The organism is Flavobacterium sp., from assembly GCF_027531705.1.
In the GTDB taxonomy this organism is placed as follows: Bacteria; Bacteroidota; Bacteroidia; order Flavobacteriales; family Flavobacteriaceae; genus Flavobacterium.
Genome location: NZ_JAPZSP010000018.1, coordinates 244,319 through 263,255 on the forward strand (window position 1 = coordinate 244,319; position 18,937 = coordinate 263,255).

Sequence of the window (18,937 nt, forward strand, 5' to 3'; positions counted from 1 at the left end):
ATTTTTATAATTGTCTCAAAATGAAAATATTGTAAGAATACTACATCTCTATCATTGAGCAAGATTGAAAACTAAATTGAGTTTTTAACTTTTGAAAATGTTTCAAAATCTCTTCAAGATAAAATAGATTCATGTCTATAGAATTTCCAAAATTGTGCGGATGCCACCATAAATGGTATACTTTATTATTTTTGGCAGCATATTCCATTTCAGACTTGACTCTATTAATCTTTATTTTTTGAATAAGCTTTTCTCTTTCAGTATAAGGTCTTAAAAATCTGCTTGCTGGTAACAATACTACATCTTGTTTTTTAATATTATCCTCATGAAAAGTAACTGTTTTGCTAATTGGAAACAGTGTATCAAAAGCTCTTGCAATAGGAATAAACTTAGAGGTGCTTTTCCAAAACCAAACATCAGGATTTGATCTTACTACCTTTATCCCATTTTGTTTGGCAATTTCCAAATACTCTTCATTAAATTGATTTCGTGGAAATACTAGAGATTTCAATTCAACATTAAAATTTTCTTTGGCTAAAGCTTGGGCTGCTTTCAAGTCTTGATCAAATTGAAATTTATTTTGACCTTCTTCATTACAATAATAATGAGCAAAAGTGTGCGTTCCTAACTCTTGATTGGGAGTTTGTAAAATTTTTGAAATTAAAGATGGTGCATAGTGATATGGATCATCAATCTCATTTTCACCTACTTGATTAGCATCTATTAAATTATAGTAAGATAAGATTTTATTATTGTAAGTTGGTCTATCTTTAGGACAATAAGCTAGTAATTGTTCTTTGTTTTTGGCAAATAGAAATCCAACTGTTGCCCAAGTTGCATGAATATTATACTTTTCAAAAAGTGATAAGACAGTTGGAATGGATTTTCTAGTGGTATCGAAGTAATCTTTAAAAAGATTCAATTCCCAATTTTCAGGTCCGCCCCAATGCAATTCAAAATCTAAAGATATTATAAACTTACCGTTTCCCATTTTACACTGTATCAGAATCAGAATAACTTATGTACCAATTATTTCTATTATCTACAATAGTTGCCAAATCATCTTTGAAAGCTCTTACTCCAAAATGTAGCTCTATTGGTCTAAATTTTTCAGGCATATTTATAAAGAATGCCTTTTTAAAAACACCATTATTAGGAGAATGCTCTAAATTCCAACTCAGAATACAATCTGCTTTTTGGTTTTTAATTTTACTAATAGCATAATTAAGCAGCAATTTTCCAGCCTTAGGATTGTCTAAATCATACATTAACTCCATTAGATAGCCTATTTTTCCATTATGCTTTTCTTTTACAGTAAAAATTACAAATCCGACATAATTATTTTGAGCATCATAACAATTGGCTATTGTGTAATCGCCTCCAGGTTTATGAATATAGCGCCAATCTAAATACGCTTTATCCCTATTGACAGCTACCTGAATTTGTTTTGAAAATTTATTCCATAAAGCAGTTACATTATCTGGAAAATGATTTTCTTCTTTAATACTATATTTCTTATTGGTTTTATGTGTAGAAAAAGACAAATTAATATTTGGTAAAAAGCTTAAAAACTTAATCCTTTCGGTAAAATACTTTGTTTTTAATGGTTTTATTAAAAAAGGAAGCGGATCTAGTTTCTTCCATTCTAATTTGGTTATAAATCCATGAATTGAATTACCATTTGGAAAACCATAAACTAAAGCAACTTCATTATCTTTTGCTTTTTTATAAACATCTTTAGCCAACTTAATAAACAATCCTTTACCTCTATAATCAATATCGGTCATTGTGTCTAGAGACTGGCTGCCAAGATAAACTTTGTCTCCAATTTTAAACTTGACACCAAATGTGGCATAAATTGCTGCCGCTTTTTTAGCATTGGCATCAAACTCAATATCAACAAAATTTTCTGCATTATTTTCGAAAAATTGCCATTTTAATGACGGCAAATCTTTCTCTACGCCATTATTATCAAAACATGCCTTGTAATAATTAATTGTTTCCTGATTTAACCCTAGTATTTCATTCATTAGCTTACATATTTTGTTATGTCTCTTGTCTTATTTTTTTTCTTTAAAAGGTAAATATAAAAAGCTATTCCGAAAGGTATTGCCAAAAAAGTAAAAATCTTTTTAGGAGATTCTTTCAAAAAGCCAAAATTTTTAGTCATAATGCTAGTTGCAACATAATGAATACAACTTTTAATTTTTTGGGAAGTAAACGGCAAATAAATCATTTCTATTTTTCGGGAAAAAGAAAATCCTTTAGGGTTTTTGAAATATTGATTATAAATGTTTAAGGTTGAACCATCTAACTGATAATCTACTGTACAAAAAACTTCATTGAATGATAATAACTTATACTCTTTATCAATCACAATTGGGAAATACAACGGCACAAATTTTTCACCTTCAAATATTGGATAAGGCTCTAATTGTTTAACAACTTCTGTTCTATAAATTATTTTTTTATCGCCAACAACACCGTATTTAGGCTTTAATTCACCATAAGTACATTCTTTTACATCATCAGGAAACTTAGTTCCAATTATAGTTTTATTAATTGTTTCGTCAAGACCTATTAGTCCAGCGTATTTATCGCTACCGTATTTGCGCCAAAGAGCAATTATTTTTTCAACAGCATCATCTGGCATATAATCATCTGAATCAACACAAACATTTAGTTCTGTACTTATTTGGCTATAAGCCGCATTGTGTCCAGAATGCATTCCTTGATTTATTTTATAGCTATATCTAATAGGAATTTTATTTTCGTTAATCCAACCTTGCACCAACTCTTTAGTAGTATCGGTAGAACCATCATCAACTATAAGCCATTCAAAATCATTGGAAGTCTGTCTAAGTAAACTTTCGTAACACAAATGAAGACAATAAGCTCTATTGTATGTTGGTGTAAAAATAGTTAGTGTTTTCATAAGCAAAAATTATTTAGCTAAAATAACATTTAATAGATAAGTAAATAAAAAATAACCCAATATAATTTTACCCACAATTTCGTGTTGCTTGGTAAAAAATTTGATTTTAAGCAATGGATAAATAATAATTACACCCAACATAAACCAAGATAAATAAGCAAATCTATTGGAATAATTGGCTCTAATTACCAAAATCCAAGTTGCATTTGCTAATAAATAAATATTGAAAAGATGATTATAATAGATATCTTCAAATTTCTTTTTGAAAATAAAATACCACCCTGTATAAACACCTGTTGCACTATACAACAAGAAATCCCAACGAAAACCTACTTTTACAGCCATATCTAAATCATCTTGATCTGTAGATAAATAACCAGTTAATCGTTCATCTTCTCCAAAACCAAAATTGAGGAAAAAACTTTCCCAAAAACCACCTAATGCTAAAGAAAGTAGAATTGATAAAAACCAAAAAGCTAGAATATATTTAGTGTTTTTATAAAATGTTGTAAAAAGATAAATAGCTATTAGTAATAAAGTAGATTTATGAAATGCAAAAGCAACTGCCATAAAGCATGCCATTACTATCTTTTTGTTAGAATAAGATATTCCTAATAAAAAGAAAGAAGTAGCAACACCATTCCTTATTCCGTTAACTCCTGCATTCCAAAAGATTAGGGATGAGATTATCATTAAAAAGGCATAATACCAATATTCTTTGAAAATTCTTCTTGACGCAACATAAAGAGGAACTAAATATAAAATTGCTAGAACTTGAAAATAAACTTCAAGCGACATTATAGTAGTACAGAATTTTGTAAAATATTCAAAATAAACATCTCTTTCTTCATTTATTGGTTCACCGTTGGAATAGGCTTGAAACTGACGAGCATAGGTCGCCATATCAACAAAGTATTCGCCACTAACAGGACGAAGTCCCATATAAAAAAGGATTAAAAAAAAAGAGAAAATTCCTAAAGAGTTTGTAAAAGCTAGATTCTTAAAATTTTGAATCTCAAATCTTTTTGATTGCAAAAACACCAGCAATATCACTATCAATAAAAAATAGTAATATACTTTGGTGTAATATTCTAAAGGAATTAATGTATTCAATTTTTTAAAATTAATGAATTAAATAAATTTTGCCACTTTAAAATAACATTTTCTTTTGAAAATCGATAACTGTTTTGCTTTCCTTTTTTACCAATTGCAATTCTTAATTCATGATCATTAATTAGAAGATTTATTTTTTCGGAAAGAGCAATAATATCTTGGTTTTTAACAATAAATCCATCTTCATTGTTAGTTATTATATTTTTTGGCCCATGAGGACAGTCAAAAGAAACTATTGGCAAGCCTGATGCCAATGATTCCAATAATATCATAGGAAAGCATTCTGTTAATGAAGTCATTACATAGATTGAATAATCTAATAAGATCAAATCTAAGTTAGAAACAGCATTTTTTATTATCACATTTTTTTGCAAATTGTTTTCATTTATTAAGTTTTGAAGACTTTCAATATATTTCTTTTCTCCTTGCCCATATATATGTAATTCCCAATCAGAATTTTGTTCAACTACTATTTTCCATGCCAATATTGCTTTTTCAAAACCTTTTACTGGTGCAATTCTTCCAGCTGCAATAGCCTTATGATTATTTAAAATTGCAACAGAATCATCATTTATTGTTATTGGATTTGGAATTATTTCAAGATTATTACTTCTGTAGTATTGTGCTTCATCATCATTTAACAAAATTAATTTAGTGTACTTTGATTCAATAAAATCATTAATCAAAAAAATCATCTTTTTCAAAAAAGAAGCATTTTTTCGATCAATTTCTTCAAAATATCTTGATGAATGAAATTCTTTTAGTTTTGGTATTTGTCTAAGAAAAAAAGGTGTCCAATAAAAATCAAAAGCATAATTACATGAAATAATTACATCAGGTTTTATAGCTGAAATTGTCTTTTTCCATTGCTTAAAATGAAATGGAATTTTAGAAATATTTTTTGGATGAAAATAACTTATGAACCTAATATAATTAACTCCAATATCAACTCTTTTTATTTTATTCGACAAAAAGTAGCATGGTTCATAACCTTTTTGTTCAGTAGTCAAAATATAGACTTCATAATTTAAAACATCGGCAAAATAATTGGCTTTTTCTGCCATTACTTTTTCAATTCCTCCATGAAGATAAATCTGGTCTGTTGTAAAAAGAATTCTCATTTTGGAAGATCATTAAATAAATTAACCCATTGTTTTACAATTGTTTCAGGCAAATAGCGCAATACATTTTGTTTGGCTTTGTTTCCCATTTCTTTTCGCAAAGCATCTTCTTCTATTAATCTATTAACTTTAGAAGCAAAATCTTTATAATCTCCATTTTTTACCAAAAATCCGTCTTCATTATTTTTGATAATATCACTTGGCCCACATGGACAATCAAACGAAACGCACGGAACGCCACAAACCATTGCTTCAATCAAAACCATTCCGAATCCTTCGTAACGAGAAGAAAGAGCATATATTGAAGATGCCAAATACTGTTGCTCGATATTTTTTACTGGTTCATGAAAAAAAACACTTTTATCTATATTTAATTCTTTTGCCAATTTATCTAAACCTAGTGATTTATCAAATTTTCCATAAATATCAAGTTGCCAATCGGGATGTTTTTGATTTACAATTTGCCATGATTGTAAAAGCAAGTCGAATCCTTTTTGATAATTTTGCCTTCCTACAGCAATGACTTTTTTTGCTTCTAGCGAGGAAGATTCTTTAGGATTAAATGATAATGGATTAGAAATTACCGCTATGTTTTTTAAATTCCATTCAGCTACATTATCATTGGTTAAAACCACAAATCGGTCAAAACTTTTTGCTAGTTGATTCATTAATTTGAATTTGATAGCAACTTTGGCTTTTTGAATAAACGAAGGATTTATACCAAGTTCAATGATTTTGGAAACATGTCTTTCGTAAATAATGCGGCAATTTATAGGATTGATTTTTGGCAGAAAAAAAGCTTTCAAACCATCATCACAAACTGAAATTATATCTGGTTGAACCTCTTTTATTACTTTCTTAACTCCCGAAACATATTGCTTTATATAGTTTATAGGATTACCTGAAACTTGAATATCATGCAATTGAATTTTGCTACTAAAATCATAAAATAAAGGCTGCCCAAATGAGTTCAGAGTAAGAATATGTACCTTATAACCAAACGTATCAGCTAGATGACTTGCTTTGATTGATAAAACTCTTTCAAGTCCAGCAGCTCCGTGAATTCCGTTAGTTATGTATAACAATTTTTTCAAAATTAATTTGATATTTCTTCCAACATTGATAAAGCTTCTTGTTTATCGATATTTTTTCTTTCTAATAAATTTGCTTCAACCATTTTCGTGAAGTCTTTATCATTAATGTATTTTTCGATGTTAGCCACAATTTCGTCACTATTCATATTACAAATTAATCCTGTTTTGTTATTTTCCACAATATCATAAGCTGTTGGAAAATTGGTAGTTACCACTAATTTTTTTAACAAAACAGCTTCTATTAAAGTCAATCCCCAACCTTCAAATAAACTAGTTTGAACATAAATATCGCAAGCTTTCATAAATGGAAAAGGATTTATAGTTTTTCCTACCAAAGTAAAATGATCTTGGATTCCATTTTGAGAAATCAAACCTTCAAGAAAAGCTCTTTCTGTACCTTCACCAACAACATACCAATGAACTGGATGCCCTTTATCTATTAATTTTTTACAACTTTCTATGGCAAGATGCAATCCTTTTTGCTTAGCTAATCTACAAGTAGTAACTATGTTAATTTTGTTAGGATTGAATTCTATCGGCATTTTTTCATCAGCTCTTTTGTCTAAGATAATATCATCAGCAAATAATTTAATGATAACAGTGTCTATCTTCCCGTTTACTTTGCTAACTTCTTCTAAAAATCCTCTTTCAACTTCATTCGAAATAACAACAACTTTATCATACTTAGAATAGTAGGGATAATCAAACTGTATATTGTACTTTACCATTTGATAGTCAATATTTATCCACGCGAATTTTTTTGTCGCTTTAATGAATTTAGAAGCATAGTAGGTAGTGAAACCTTGATTATATGCATGCGCAATATCATATTCTTTTTCGAATACCTCAAATTTAGGTTCAACAAGTGGCCAAAAAGTTTGGGCTGTATGAAACTTATTCGCGTGTAGTTTTTTTAATACTTTGTATTTTATTCTTTCTATTAGACTTAATTTTGGAGGATCAATGTATATTACATTTACTTCTTTAGGCAAATAACTAATGAAAAAATTGTCTTTTGAAAACAAGATTAAATCAACATTATATTTAGTGTGATTAATATTGTTTAAAAAAGTTACAAGGCTAGTTTCTGCACCACCAAGATGTAATGATTCAATAATAAAAACTACATTTTTCATAGATTATTTTTTTAATGATTCTAACAAGAATTTTTTTGAATTGCTAATTGACTTATCAATAGTTGGTTGTATTAAAAGATAGTCAATATCTTCTAATTTTTCAAATTCGGAGTATTTTGAAATTAAATTTTTTCCAATGCCAAACAGCCCCAATAAATCTCTCATTCGAGTGTTTATTTTATCCGTTCTATTGACAACACAAAATTGCTTTTTGAAAATTATTGAAAAGGCAAGAGCATGGAAAGAATTGGTAATATTAAATTGAGAATGATAAATTAGGGAAAGAAATTTTTCTGGTCCATATAACCAAAAATTCTTATCTGCATAAGTAATATTGTTATTGACAGTATATATTTTATATCCTTTTTCTTTTTTTAATTTCAAAGCAATTTCCATAATCAATGGATTGCTATCAAAATCATATATAAAGACATATTTCTCAGAAATTGGATGTACAAATTTAGTTTCCCAATGTTCGGATTCTAACAAAAAAACTGGATCTAAAACTTGCTCAACATCTGTTAAACCTAACTCATTTAATATTTTTACACCCGAAGTTTCGCGTACCCCAACAGCATTAAGTCTAGCTACTTTTTCCCTAACAAAAGGTTTTATATCTTCATCGATAGCATCAATGGCAAATGAGGCGGCGTAGCTAATTTTTAGTTTATCATCTGGAGCAAAATCTAAATAAAAAGCTGGATCTTTACCATTTTGAAAAAAAGAGTTCCAAATTTGATCACTTCCACATATATAAGCGTCTGCAATAGGTAATTTATTTTTTAATTCCTGATTAGACGTGTATTCTTCGTTACCAGTTGGAATATACTTTTGAGAAAATAAATCAAACGCTTTTTTTCTTTTTAAATCCTTTATTCTACTTGGTAATTTTGCTACTAAATATAATTGCTTTAGTATTGGTTTATCAAATCTTGGATTTGAAACAGCAGTAAGACTCAAATGCCCTGATAAATAAGGTGGTTTATAATGCAATGTTTGCGCTTGGTGACCGTTAGAATTCAAATAATATAACAAAGCGTATTCCTGAAGACTTGCTCCATGGTTGTATACTTCGTGACAGGTTATGGTATTAATTTTCATTATTAGTATTGCTAACTTTTTTTGATTCTTGTAAACAGAAATTTCAAATAATCTGTCACTTTTATCGGCGACAAAATTACTGAAATATTTTTTCTAAATTCTCTCAAAATTAAGAACTTAAAAAAATTAAAATTAATTTATCATTTGTTTTGACGCTTTCTATTAACCGCCTTTAATATCAATCCTTTTTCGTAATCGTTCATTAAAATAAAATAATAAAATAAAGAATAAATCACAACAAATCCAAAACCGCAAACTAATAATTCAATCCATTTTGAGATTGAAAAAAGTGATATTAAATAGTACATTCCTAATGTCAATAAGGCAAGATACAATGTTTGTTTAAGAAAAACCTCTTTGAAAAAATAATTGATTTCAAAACCAAATATTTTGACAAAATACACATTGGTAATAACACTATTGACCAGCATTGCTGCTGCAATTGAGCTAATGATACCTAACATTCCATAGTGCAATGAAAAATAATATCCAAAAAACACTCCAAATGTCATTGTAATAAGATTTAGAATAGCTTTAAATTTAACTTTATTTTTAGCTTCCAATATAGAGTTTCCGAAACTTTGTGTAAGTGGTATTGTTAAAACTACCATTACAATAAGAGCAATAATCCATGATTGTTTGTACTCATCACCAACCCATAACTTTATAAAAGCTTGTCCAAATAATATAAACCCAGTCAAAATTAAATACTGAACCATTATATTTATTCTAGCTATTTGTGTCATTGCCTTAGAAAGTTCAGTCGCATTGTTGTTGGACACGATCATTTGAGTTGCTCTTGGTAACAAAACATTGTTGATAGCAGCAGGAAAAGCACCATAATAAGAGCCTAGCATTATACCAATACCGAAAATTGCAACTTGTAAAGTATTGGTATTAATTCCTAAAACTAATTGACCAAAATTCCATTGAAAAGTTTGAATTACTACATAAATGAATATCCAAATGGAATATTTAAAAATGTTCTTAACTAAAGGAATTTCAAGTCCTTTGAAATGGATTTTTACATTTAATTTTTTGAAAACAAAATAAGAAACAGTTAGAATTGTTAGAACGTTTAAAATAGTATCAATTATAACTAGTGAAATAGCTTTTCCACCTAAAGTTAAAACAGCTAAAATTGTTATAGTTCTAAAAAGATATTTAATAATTGAAACTATTCTAGGTATTGCAAAATATTCATAAGCATTACAAATTGCTGTAAAAGCACCGCCAGGCAAAGCAATAGCAAGATCAAAAATTAAAAATTGAAACATTATTTTTGCTTTACGAATTTCATCAACCGTAAGCGATTTTTGAAAAATAACATCCAGTTTGAAGTAAAAAAAAACTCCGATTGCCACAAGAATTGCAGAAATGACAAAATAAATAATAAAAATAGAGCCTAGAAATTTTTTCTCACCTTCGGAATTTTTTTCAGCTCTATATTTTGCTACAAATCGAATAATTGTATTAGTTAACCCAAAATCCATTAAAGCTAAATAAGCAATAAAAGAACCTATAAGTGTATACAACCCATACTCTGACGAACCCAAAGAACGGATTATAAAAGGAGTCAATATTAATCCTATGACATTAGTCAGAAATATATTGACATAGGAAAGTATAACACCAATTTTTATTTGGTTCATTTTGAGTTTAATTTATAAAACAAATTAATTATACTGCTTCTTATAATAATTGGCATATTCGCCAGATGTCACATTATTTAACCATTTTTCGTTGGCTAAATACCAGTCGATAGTTCTTTCAAGACCTTCTTCAAAAGTAACAGATGGTTTCCAGCCTAATTCTTTGTTGATTTTGGTTGCATCGATAGCGTAACGTAAATCGTGTCCAGGCCTATCTTTTACATAGGTAATTAATTCTGCCGATTTTCCTTCTGGTCTGTTTAGTTTTTTGTCCATTATTTGGCATAATAATTTTACCAAATCAATGTTTTGCCATTCATTAAAACCTCCAATATTGTAGGTTTCATGATTTTTTCCTTCATGAAAAACCAAATCAATTGCTCTAGCATGATCTTCTACAAAAAGCCAGTCACGAGTATATTTACCATCGCCATAAACTGGCAAAGGTTTGTTATTGATAATATTATTTATAAAAAGAGGAATTAATTTTTCAGGAAAATGAAATGGACCGTAATTATTGGAACAATTGGTAACTACATAAGGCAAACCATACGTTTCACCATAAGCTCTAACAAAGTGGTCAGAACTTGCTTTAGAAGCAGAATAAGGTGAATTTGGATCGTAAGATGTGGTTTCAGTAAATAAACCTTCAGCACCAAGCGAACCATAAACCTCATCGGTAGAAATATGGTAAAATCTTTTGCCTTCACAATTATCTTTCCAGATTGTTTTGGCAGCGTTTAAAAGATTCATAGTTCCAATTACATTTGTTTTTACAAACGAAAGCGGGTCGGTTATAGAACGGTCAACGTGAGATTCAGCAGCAAGATGCACTACTCCATCAAATTGATGCTCTTGAAACAAATTATTTATAAATGTTTCATCTACAATATCACCTTTTATGAAAGTATAATTTGGTTCATTTTGAATATCAGCAATATTTTCAAGATTACCAGCATAGGTCAATGCATCAAGGTTGAATATATGATAATTAGGATAACTTTTCACAAATCTTCTCACTACGTGAGAACCTATAAAACCTGCACCACCTGTGATTACAATTTTTTTCATAACAATTTAATTAAAGATTTCCATCTACATTAATTTTCAAAACCCCTTTTACATCATATAAAACCGAGTTTTCTTTTCTTACTTTTTCTATATCTAAGTCTAAAAATTCTTTGTGCGAAACACCTAATACAACCGAATCATATTTAGCATCTGGCAATTTTGTTGTTGTTACAATATTATATTCATGCAAAACATCTGCAGGATTAGCCCATGGATCAAATATCGTAATATTTACATGATATTCTTTAAGGGCGTTTATAACATCAACAATTTTTGTGTTTCTAACATCAGGACAATTTTCTTTGAAAGTTATTCCTAATAGCAATATATCAGCATTGTTTATTGTAATTCCTTTTCTAATCATTAATTTAATGATTTGAGAAGCTACATATTCTCCCATACTGTCATTTAGTCGTCTTCCAGCTAATATAATTTCGGGATGATATCCCATTTCTTGTGCTTTTTGAGCTAAATAATAAGGATCAACACCTATGCAATGTCCACCAACCAAACCAGGTTTAAAAGGAAGAAAATTCCATTTCGTACCAGCAGCCGCTAAAACATCGTGAGTATTTATCCCCATAATATTGAAGATTTTAGCTAGCTCATTTACAAAAGCGATATTGATATCACGTTGTGAATTTTCAATAACTTTTGCAGCTTCAGCAACTTTTATTGTAGGTGCCAAATGTGTTCCAGCAATAATTACAGATTTATAAAGAGCATCCACTTTTTCACCAATTTCAGGAGTTGAACCAGCTGTAACTTTTAGAATTTTTTCAACCGTATGTTCTTTATCACCTGGATTTATTCGTTCAGGCGAATAACCTGCAAAAAAATCTTCATTGAATTTTAATCCGCTTATTTTTTCTAAAACGGGCACACATTCATCTTCTGTAACACCGGGATATACTGTTGATTCGTATATAACAATGTCGCCTTTTTTGAGAACTTTACCAACTGTTTCACTAGACTTATACAATGGTGTTAAATCTGGACGATTATTTTTATCGACAGGTGTCGGAACCGTAATAATGTAATAATTACAGTTTTGAATATCTTCTAAGTTATTACTACAAAAAAGTCCAATTGATTCTAGAGGTTTGGCAACTAAAACTGCTTTTAAATCTTCGTCATTGACTTCTAATGTTTTATCAATACCAGCGTTTAATTCCTCAATTCTTTTTTGATTAATATCAAACCCAACTACGGGATATTTAGTGGCAAAAAGTCTTGCTAGAGGCAAACCAACATAACCCAAACCAATAATTGCAATTTTGATATTCATTTTTATATTTTATTCTGATTAATTCTTATGAGCCAATTGATTGATAAACAAATCCGATCTCTTTCAATTTTTCACCATCTAATAAGTTTCTACCGTCGAAAATAAAAGCAGGTTTTAGCATTTGGTCATAAATTTTATTCCAGTCGTAGGTTTTAAACTCATCCCATTCGGTTAAAACTGCTATGGCATGTGAATCTTTACAAGCATCGTATGCATTATCAAATGAAGCAACATGCTTACTATTTTTCTCAGAAGAACGAGTTTCTAAATAATCTAAATCACCTAAAACTTGTTTTAAAGAAACTTTAGGATCGTAAACCGCAATTTTGGCGTTTTCATTTATCAAATTATCTGCAACATATATCGCTGCTGATTCTCTTGTATCGTTAGTATCTTTCTTAAAAGCCCAACCTAGAAAAGTTATTTTTTTATCAGCAACAGTATTGTATAATGTTTTTACAATATTATTGGCAAATCTTCTTTTTTGGTGATCATTCATTATAATTACTTGTTCCCAATAATCGGCAACTTCATCTAATCCGAAAGATTTAGAAATGTATACTAAGTTTAAAATATCTTTTTGAAAACAAGAACCTCCAAATCCGACAGATGCTTTTAGGAATTTTGAACCAATTCGGCTATCCATTCCGATAGCTTTAGCTACTTCATTAACATTTGCACCCGTTTTTTCACAAAGTTCTGACAAAGCATTTATAGATGAAACTCTTTGAGCCAAATACGCATTAGCTGTCAACTTTGATAATTCTGAAGACCAAACATTAGTTCTTAGTATTCTTTCTCTTGGCACCCATCTTGCATAAACATCTTCTAAAGCTTGAATTGCTTTTTGTCCTTCAGCCGATTCATCGCCACCAATTAAAACCCTATCAGGACTCAATAAATCTTCAACAGCTGTTCCTTCAGCAAGAAATTCTGGATTAGATAAAATTTGAAATTGAACACCATTTCCAGTATTATCTAAAATGCTTTTAATTGCTTCAGCAGTACGAACAGGTAAAGTTGATTTTTCAACTATAATTTTATCATCTTTTGAAACTTTTGCAATTTGTCTTGCGCATAATTCTATATACTTTAAATCGGCAGCCATACCTTTACCTGTTCCATAGGTTTTGGTTGGCGTATTTACTGAGATAAATATTAATTGTGCTTCATCAATAGCCTTTTCTACATTAGTTGAAAAGAAAAGATTTCTACCTCTTGCTTCACCAACAACAGCACTTAATCCTGGTTCATAAATTGGAATATTATCAACATCTTTGTCATTCCATCTTGCAATTCTTTCTTCATTAATATCAACTACTGTAACAGTAATGTCCGGGCATTTTTGCGCTATAATTGCCATTGTTGGACCACCAACGTAACCTGCACCAATACAACAAATTTTAGTAATTTTCATTTTATATAATCTTTTTTTACAAATTATTCCAGTACCAATTTACTGCTTCTTTTAATCCTTCTTTCATTGAAAATTTAGGTTCATAACCTAATAATTCCTTAGCCTTATCAATGCTAGCTAAAGAATGAGGAATATCTCCTATTCTATTTGGACCATATTCTATTTTTACATTAGCAATTTCAGCATCATATTCAGATAAAAATTGCTTTAAATATACAACTAAATCATTCAATGTATTTCTATCACCAAAAGCTGTGTTATAAATTGTGTTAATAGCATTTGGGTTTGTTGTTTCAATTGCAAGTTCATTCATTTGAATTACATTATCAATATAAGTAAAATCTCTTGAATAATTTCCATCTCCATTAATAATAGGACTTTGATGCTTCATCAATTGCATGACAAATTTAGGAATTACTGCTGCATAAGCTCCATTCGGATCTTGTTTTCTTCCAAAAACATTAAAATAGCGCAATCCTATAGTTTCTAAACCGTAAGTTTTACTGAAAATTTCAGCGTAAAGTTCATTTACATATTTAGTTATAGCGTAAGGCGATAATGGTTTCCCAATAATATTTTCTGTTTTAGGCAAAGATTCAGAATCACCATATGTTGAGGAACTTGCTGCATATATAAATCTTTTTACTTTAGCATCTCTTGCTGCCACCAAGATGTTTAAGAAGCCTGAAACATTAACTTCATTAGTTGTAATTGGATCATTTATAGAACGTGGAACCGAGCCCAAAGCTGCTTGGTGTAATACATAATCAACTCCTTCCATTGCTTTATTACAAACAATAATATCTGTAATATCACCTTCAATCAAAAAGAAATTAGGATTTTTCAACAAATGCTCAATATTATGCCGATGACCAGTAGAAAAATTATCTAAACAAATAACTTTATTCCTTTTAGATAAGAAATACTCGCATAAGTTAGACCCTATGAAACCTGCACCACCAGTAATTAATATACTATTAGACATAACCTACATTTTAAATCGGTTTTTAATTTTTCTAAAAAATGTATTTATAAAACTTTCATCTAAATTATCTTCAGTATATGAACCGTATCCATGATCATAACCATAAGAAGCTCCATATTTTGCCTTGTTCTCAAATCCATTTAAAATAATACTTACATTTGATAATTCACCCCTTTTCACTGCATTATTCAATAGTCCAGTCATATTTTTTTTGGTTATATTTTGTCTCATAACATATACTGTTACATCAGCATAAATAGAAAGTTCTAAAGCATCTGTAACCAATCCTAGCGGTGGTGTATCAAGAATAATATAATCGTATTTAGCCTTTAGTTCCTCCATCATCTCGTGCATTGTATCACCCATTATCAATTCTGACGGATTTGGTGGAATTGGTCCTGATGTTATTACATCAAGATATGGAATTTGAGTAGCATTAGTAACCTCTTTTAATGTCTTTTGACCAATTAGGTAATTAACAGCTCCAACTTCATTTGTTAATTTAAAATCGTCAAAAATCTTTGGCTTTCTTAAATCTAACCCAACAATTACTGTCTTTTTTTCACTTAATGCGAAAACGGTAGCAATATTTATTGAACAAAAAGTTTTTCCTTCACCACTCACCGTTGATGTCAGCATTAATGTTTTTGAACCTTGAAGGTTTTGCTTTTTGTATAAAAATTGTAACGATGATCTAATAGCTCTAAACGATTCTGACAAAACCGATTTTGGTTTTTCAAAAACGGCTAAATATGATTTAGATTTTTTTACTCCAACTACACCGATTAGTGGAATACTTGTCAACCTAGCTAAATCATCAGAATTTTGAATAGAATTATTAAATGCAAAAATAAATATTATGATAATTAGAGGAAGTAAAAACCCTAACAATAAAGCAATTACATAATTAACTCCAGTTTTAGGACCTACTAATCCTCCACCAATATCTTTGGCAGAATCTATAAATTGAATATCAGAAAGATTTGCTGCTTTAACTATTGATGCCTCACTTCTTTTTTGCAAATACGTTTGATAAATATTATCGCTCAGATTATATTTTCTCATAATCTTGACAAGTTCTTGTTTATCATCTGGCATCTGTCTTATGTCATTTTCCGCTAAATTTATTTTATTATTAACTTGATTATAAGAATATTGTATAGCATTTTTTGCAGCTTCAATATTTTCCAAAAGTACTTTCTTAACAGAAGTTATCTCGTTATCAATATTATTTAGCATAACATCACTCTTAACGCTATACATCATTTCAGACCGTCTAACTGATAATTCAATTAAATTAGAAACATTCATTATGATATTAGGGTCATCAATACCGGCAACGGATGGCGCTGGCAATTTAGAGTAATCTTTACTATTTTTAAGATAATTTGATAATGTATTGAAGTAATTTATTTTTCTTGCTATTAAATCTCGTTCTAAATCTAATTCAAGCATTTTATTTTGAACATTAAACCCTCCTTGTTCTATCTCAATGACATTTTTATTTTTACTAAATTCTTTTAAATCATCATTGGCATCTCTTAATTTAAGTTCCATTAATGCCAAAGTCGTATCAATAAAATTAATGGTATTATCAGCAAATAGATTTTTTTTATCCAACTGATTTTTAATCAAAACCCTTACAGTTTCATTAAGATAATCAACTATTCTAGCCTTATTAGTACCTTCCAAAGATAATTTCAAAATTGAGGGTGCTTTATCGTCAATATCAACTTTAATATTTTTATAATTTTGAACTACACCATTATAATCATCAAACCTCACCTTATATTCTTGACCAACAAAATTTTCAGAATTTTTCTTAAGAACTAATTTCCAACTTAAAAAAGGAAGATTTATATATTCTCCTATTTTATAACTTTTTGAAAAAACTCCCTCAGTTACGCCAACCATACTTGAGGAATAATCTGAATATCTATATGTATTAACTGTATTTAATTCAAAATCTACTCTAATTTGATATTGAGTTGGTGAAATAAATTTAATAGAAATTGGCTGATTTGCTAATTGAGGAAGCTTTTTATCTATTTGAACTTCAAAAGGACAGCTGCCATATACACTTTCTTCAAAATACTTTCTATCTTGAAGATAATCAATATAATAACTTAGTTTTTCAACTACAATCTCATTATGACTTCTAGATTTTAGAGTTGACGCAATTGTTGCAACCTTGTCTGAAGTACCCCCCCAATTAAAAACTAAACTAGTATTGGATGTAAAAAGAGGATTATCTTCTTCATTTATTCCAATAGTTGTCTCTAATGCATATATTTTTTGTTTTCTTACATTAACTTGATATGCTATAAACATACAAAAAAGAATAAAAAATATAAACCATTTCCAATAACCTGTAACTTTTATCAAAAAGCCTTTGAAGTCAAAATTATTATGATTTTCAAGAAAATTAAAATCTTTTATATCTAACATCTAAATTAGTTTATTTTTGTAATAGTAAAAAAGTTGTTGTAACCAAAGACAGTATTGTAATAATAGAGCTTAAAGACTGAATTCCAGTTGTACCTGTTCCCCAAGTCTTTTGCTTTAATGGCTTGACATAAACATAATCGTTAGGTTGTAAATAAAAATTAGGAGATTGTAACGCACTATAGTTTGTCAAATCGATCGAAAATGTTTGTACACCTTGCGGAAATTGTCTTATTATCATAACATCTTTTCTATTTCCTGTAACCGTAATATCGCCAGCATTAGCTATAGCATCTAAAACAGAAACCTTATTCAGATTTAAAATTTTAGTTCCTGGTTGAGAAATTTCACCATTTATGGTATATCTAAAACCTGCTAATTTAACACTTACAAATATTCCAGCTTCTTTTTTAAAATGATCTTTTAACAATAAAGTTTCTATTTTTTCTCTTACCTCATCTGTGGTTAGTGCAATAACATTAACTTCCCCTAGAATCGGCAACCTTATATTACCATGATCATCAATTAAATATCCATTGTAATAAAGAATATCACTTGATACATCAGAAGAACTACCAGAACCAGTATTAAAAATCTCAACTAATTTTGGATCAATAGCAGAAACTGTAACACTTAACACATCACTTACTTGTAATCGATAAGGTTTAAAAGGAATCTGTGCAACTGGAGCATTCTCTGCATTTTCTTTGTTTTGCAAATAGATAATATCTTTTGAAGGCACACAAGAATTAAAAAAATAACCAGCAAAAAATAATAGTATAAAAATTCTGAAACTCATTCTTAACGGATTTTAGCAAACAAAGATAGTTTTTCAATTCTAAATACAAAAAAGTTGTGCATATTATTGAATTAAATATTTTTCAAAGAATTCTCAAATGGAACTCGTTGCACAATGCTCCTTCCTAAAGTTACCTCATCGGCATACTCTAATTCGTCTCCAACTGCAATTCCTCTTGCGATTGTTGATGTTTTAATATTATAATCTTTTATTTGTTTGAAAACATAAAAATTGGTAGTATCGCCTTCCATTGTGGAACTTAAAGCAAAAATAATTTCTTCTATCGAACCTAATTTTACTTTTTCAACTAACGAATTGATATTCAATTGACTTGGACCAACACCGTCAATAGGCGAAATTTTCCCGCCAAGAACATGATAAATTCCTTTAAATTGATTAGTGTTTTCAATAGCCATAACATCTCTAACGTCTTCAACAACACAAATTATTTTATGATTTCTTAAAGCATTTGAGCAAATTTCGCACACATCAACATCGGAAATATTGTGGCAATTTTTACAGAATTTAATCTCATCGCGCATTGAAGTTAACGCTTGCGATAAAAAATGAGTTTGTTCGCTAGGTTGTTTCAATAAATGCAATACCAATCGTAAGGCAGTTCGTTTACCAATTCCTGGTAATTGTGCCATTTCGTTGACCGCTTTTTCGAGAAGTTTTGATGAAAATTCCATTTGGCAAAAGTAGTTATTTTTGAAAAAGAGAATAGAAAAAAGAGAATAGAATTATAGAAAGTTTGTTAAACATTCATTTTGTCTTTTT

General features: G+C 29.3%; 16 protein-coding genes. All 16 read right to left on the minus strand.

Annotated elements, in window-relative coordinates; genetic code table 11:
- Positions 1-40: 40 nt before the first annotated feature.
- Complete coding sequence (locus tag O9267_RS06885; RefSeq protein ID WP_298177485.1) at positions 41-991, minus strand: polysaccharide deacetylase family protein; 951 nt, start codon at positions 989-991, stop codon at positions 41-43.
- Between the two features lies 1 nt (position 992).
- Positions 993-2,030, minus strand: coding sequence for a GNAT family N-acetyltransferase (locus tag O9267_RS06890; protein ID WP_298177487.1), 1,038 nt, complete (start codon positions 2,028-2,030; stop codon positions 993-995).
- Complete coding sequence (locus tag O9267_RS06895; protein ID WP_298177489.1) at positions 2,030-2,935, minus strand: glycosyltransferase family 2 protein; 906 nt, start codon at positions 2,933-2,935, stop codon at positions 2,030-2,032. Before O9267_RS06895 ends, O9267_RS06890 begins: the two co-directional genes overlap by 1 nt.
- Before the next feature lie 9 nt (positions 2,936-2,944).
- A complete protein-coding gene (locus O9267_RS06900; RefSeq protein WP_366521998.1) occupies positions 2,945-3,988 on the minus strand; it encodes an EpsG family protein in 1,044 nt (347 codons plus the stop codon).
- Positions 3,989-4,044: 56 nt separating this feature from the next.
- A complete protein-coding gene (locus O9267_RS06905) occupies positions 4,045-5,169 on the minus strand; it encodes a glycosyltransferase (RefSeq protein ID WP_298177490.1) in 1,125 nt (374 codons plus the stop codon).
- Entirely contained in the window at positions 5,166-6,254 is a 1,089-nt protein-coding gene (locus O9267_RS06910) for a glycosyltransferase family 4 protein (RefSeq protein WP_298177492.1), read from the minus strand. The genes O9267_RS06905 and O9267_RS06910 overlap by 4 nt, the downstream gene beginning before the upstream one ends.
- Before the next feature lie 11 nt (positions 6,255-6,265).
- Positions 6,266-7,399 (minus strand): glycosyltransferase, encoded by a 1,134-nt coding sequence (locus O9267_RS06915; protein ID WP_298177494.1) that lies wholly within the window; start codon positions 7,397-7,399, stop codon positions 6,266-6,268.
- A 3-nt stretch (positions 7,400-7,402) separates the two neighbouring features.
- Positions 7,403-8,500, minus strand: coding sequence for a polysaccharide pyruvyl transferase family protein (locus O9267_RS06920; RefSeq protein WP_298177496.1), 1,098 nt, complete (start codon positions 8,498-8,500; stop codon positions 7,403-7,405).
- Positions 8,501-8,640: 140 nt separating this feature from the next.
- Positions 8,641-10,152 (minus strand): oligosaccharide flippase family protein, encoded by a 1,512-nt coding sequence (locus O9267_RS06925; RefSeq protein WP_298177498.1) that lies wholly within the window; start codon positions 10,150-10,152, stop codon positions 8,641-8,643.
- 24 nt (positions 10,153-10,176) lie between these two features.
- On the minus strand, positions 10,177-11,223 hold the full coding sequence (gene rfbB, locus O9267_RS06930; protein WP_298177500.1) for a dTDP-glucose 4,6-dehydratase: 1,047 nt from the start codon (positions 11,221-11,223) through the stop codon (positions 10,177-10,179).
- 10 nt (positions 11,224-11,233) lie between these two features.
- Positions 11,234-12,511: a nucleotide sugar dehydrogenase gene (locus O9267_RS06935; RefSeq protein WP_298177502.1), complete on the minus strand. Its 1,278-nt coding sequence runs from the start codon at positions 12,509-12,511 to the stop codon at positions 11,234-11,236.
- Between the two features lie 25 nt (positions 12,512-12,536).
- On the minus strand, positions 12,537-13,928 hold the full coding sequence (locus O9267_RS06940) for a UDP-glucose 6-dehydrogenase (RefSeq protein WP_298177504.1): 1,392 nt from the start codon (positions 13,926-13,928) through the stop codon (positions 12,537-12,539).
- 16 nt (positions 13,929-13,944) lie between these two features.
- Positions 13,945-14,913: an SDR family oxidoreductase gene (locus tag O9267_RS06945; RefSeq protein ID WP_298177506.1), complete on the minus strand. Its 969-nt coding sequence runs from the start codon at positions 14,911-14,913 to the stop codon at positions 13,945-13,947.
- A gap of 3 nt (positions 14,914-14,916) precedes the next feature.
- Positions 14,917-17,361 carry a tyrosine-protein kinase gene (locus tag O9267_RS06950; protein ID WP_298177508.1) on the minus strand — a complete coding sequence of 815 codons (2,445 nt, stop codon included), beginning with the start codon at positions 17,359-17,361 and terminating at the stop codon, positions 14,917-14,919.
- 10 nt (positions 17,362-17,371) lie between these two features.
- Complete coding sequence (locus O9267_RS06955; protein WP_298177510.1) at positions 17,372-18,157, minus strand: polysaccharide biosynthesis/export family protein; 786 nt, start codon at positions 18,155-18,157, stop codon at positions 17,372-17,374.
- Positions 18,158-18,228: 71 nt separating this feature from the next.
- On the minus strand, positions 18,229-18,849 hold the full coding sequence (gene recR, locus O9267_RS06960; protein ID WP_298177511.1) for a recombination mediator RecR: 621 nt from the start codon (positions 18,847-18,849) through the stop codon (positions 18,229-18,231).
- Positions 18,850-18,937 lie beyond the last annotated feature (88 nt).

Bases quoted from the DNA above. Each gene is read 5' to 3' on its own strand.
- O9267_RS06885 (WP_298177485.1), bottom strand. From the start codon at position 991: ATGGGAAACGGTAAGTTTATAATATCTTTAGATTTTGAATTGCATTGG.
- O9267_RS06890 (WP_298177487.1), bottom strand. From the start codon at position 2,030: ATGAATGAAATACTAGGGTTAAATCAGGAAACAATTAATTATTACAAG.
- O9267_RS06895 (WP_298177489.1), bottom strand. From the start codon at position 2,935: ATGAAAACACTAACTATTTTTACACCAACATACAATAGAGCTTATTGT.
- O9267_RS06905 (WP_298177490.1), bottom strand. From the start codon at position 5,169: ATGAGAATTCTTTTTACAACAGACCAGATTTATCTTCATGGAGGAATT.
- O9267_RS06915 (WP_298177494.1), bottom strand. From the start codon at position 7,399: ATGAAAAATGTAGTTTTTATTATTGAATCATTACATCTTGGTGGTGCA.
- O9267_RS06920 (WP_298177496.1), bottom strand. From the start codon at position 8,500: ATGAAAATTAATACCATAACCTGTCACGAAGTATACAACCATGGAGCA.
- O9267_RS06925 (WP_298177498.1), bottom strand. From the start codon at position 10,152: ATGAACCAAATAAAAATTGGTGTTATACTTTCCTATGTCAATATATTT.
- rfbB (WP_298177500.1), bottom strand. From the start codon at position 11,223: ATGAAAAAAATTGTAATCACAGGTGGTGCAGGTTTTATAGGTTCTCAC.
- O9267_RS06935 (WP_298177502.1), bottom strand. From the start codon at position 12,511: ATGAATATCAAAATTGCAATTATTGGTTTGGGTTATGTTGGTTTGCCT.
- O9267_RS06940 (WP_298177504.1), bottom strand. From the start codon at position 13,928: ATGAAAATTACTAAAATTTGTTGTATTGGTGCAGGTTACGTTGGTGGT.
- O9267_RS06945 (WP_298177506.1), bottom strand. From the start codon at position 14,913: ATGTCTAATAGTATATTAATTACTGGTGGTGCAGGTTTCATAGGGTCT.
- O9267_RS06950 (WP_298177508.1), bottom strand. From the start codon at position 17,361: ATGTTAGATATAAAAGATTTTAATTTTCTTGAAAATCATAATAATTTT.
- O9267_RS06955 (WP_298177510.1), bottom strand. From the start codon at position 18,157: ATGAGTTTCAGAATTTTTATACTATTATTTTTTGCTGGTTATTTTTTT.
- recR (WP_298177511.1), bottom strand. From the start codon at position 18,849: ATGGAATTTTCATCAAAACTTCTCGAAAAAGCGGTCAACGAAATGGCA.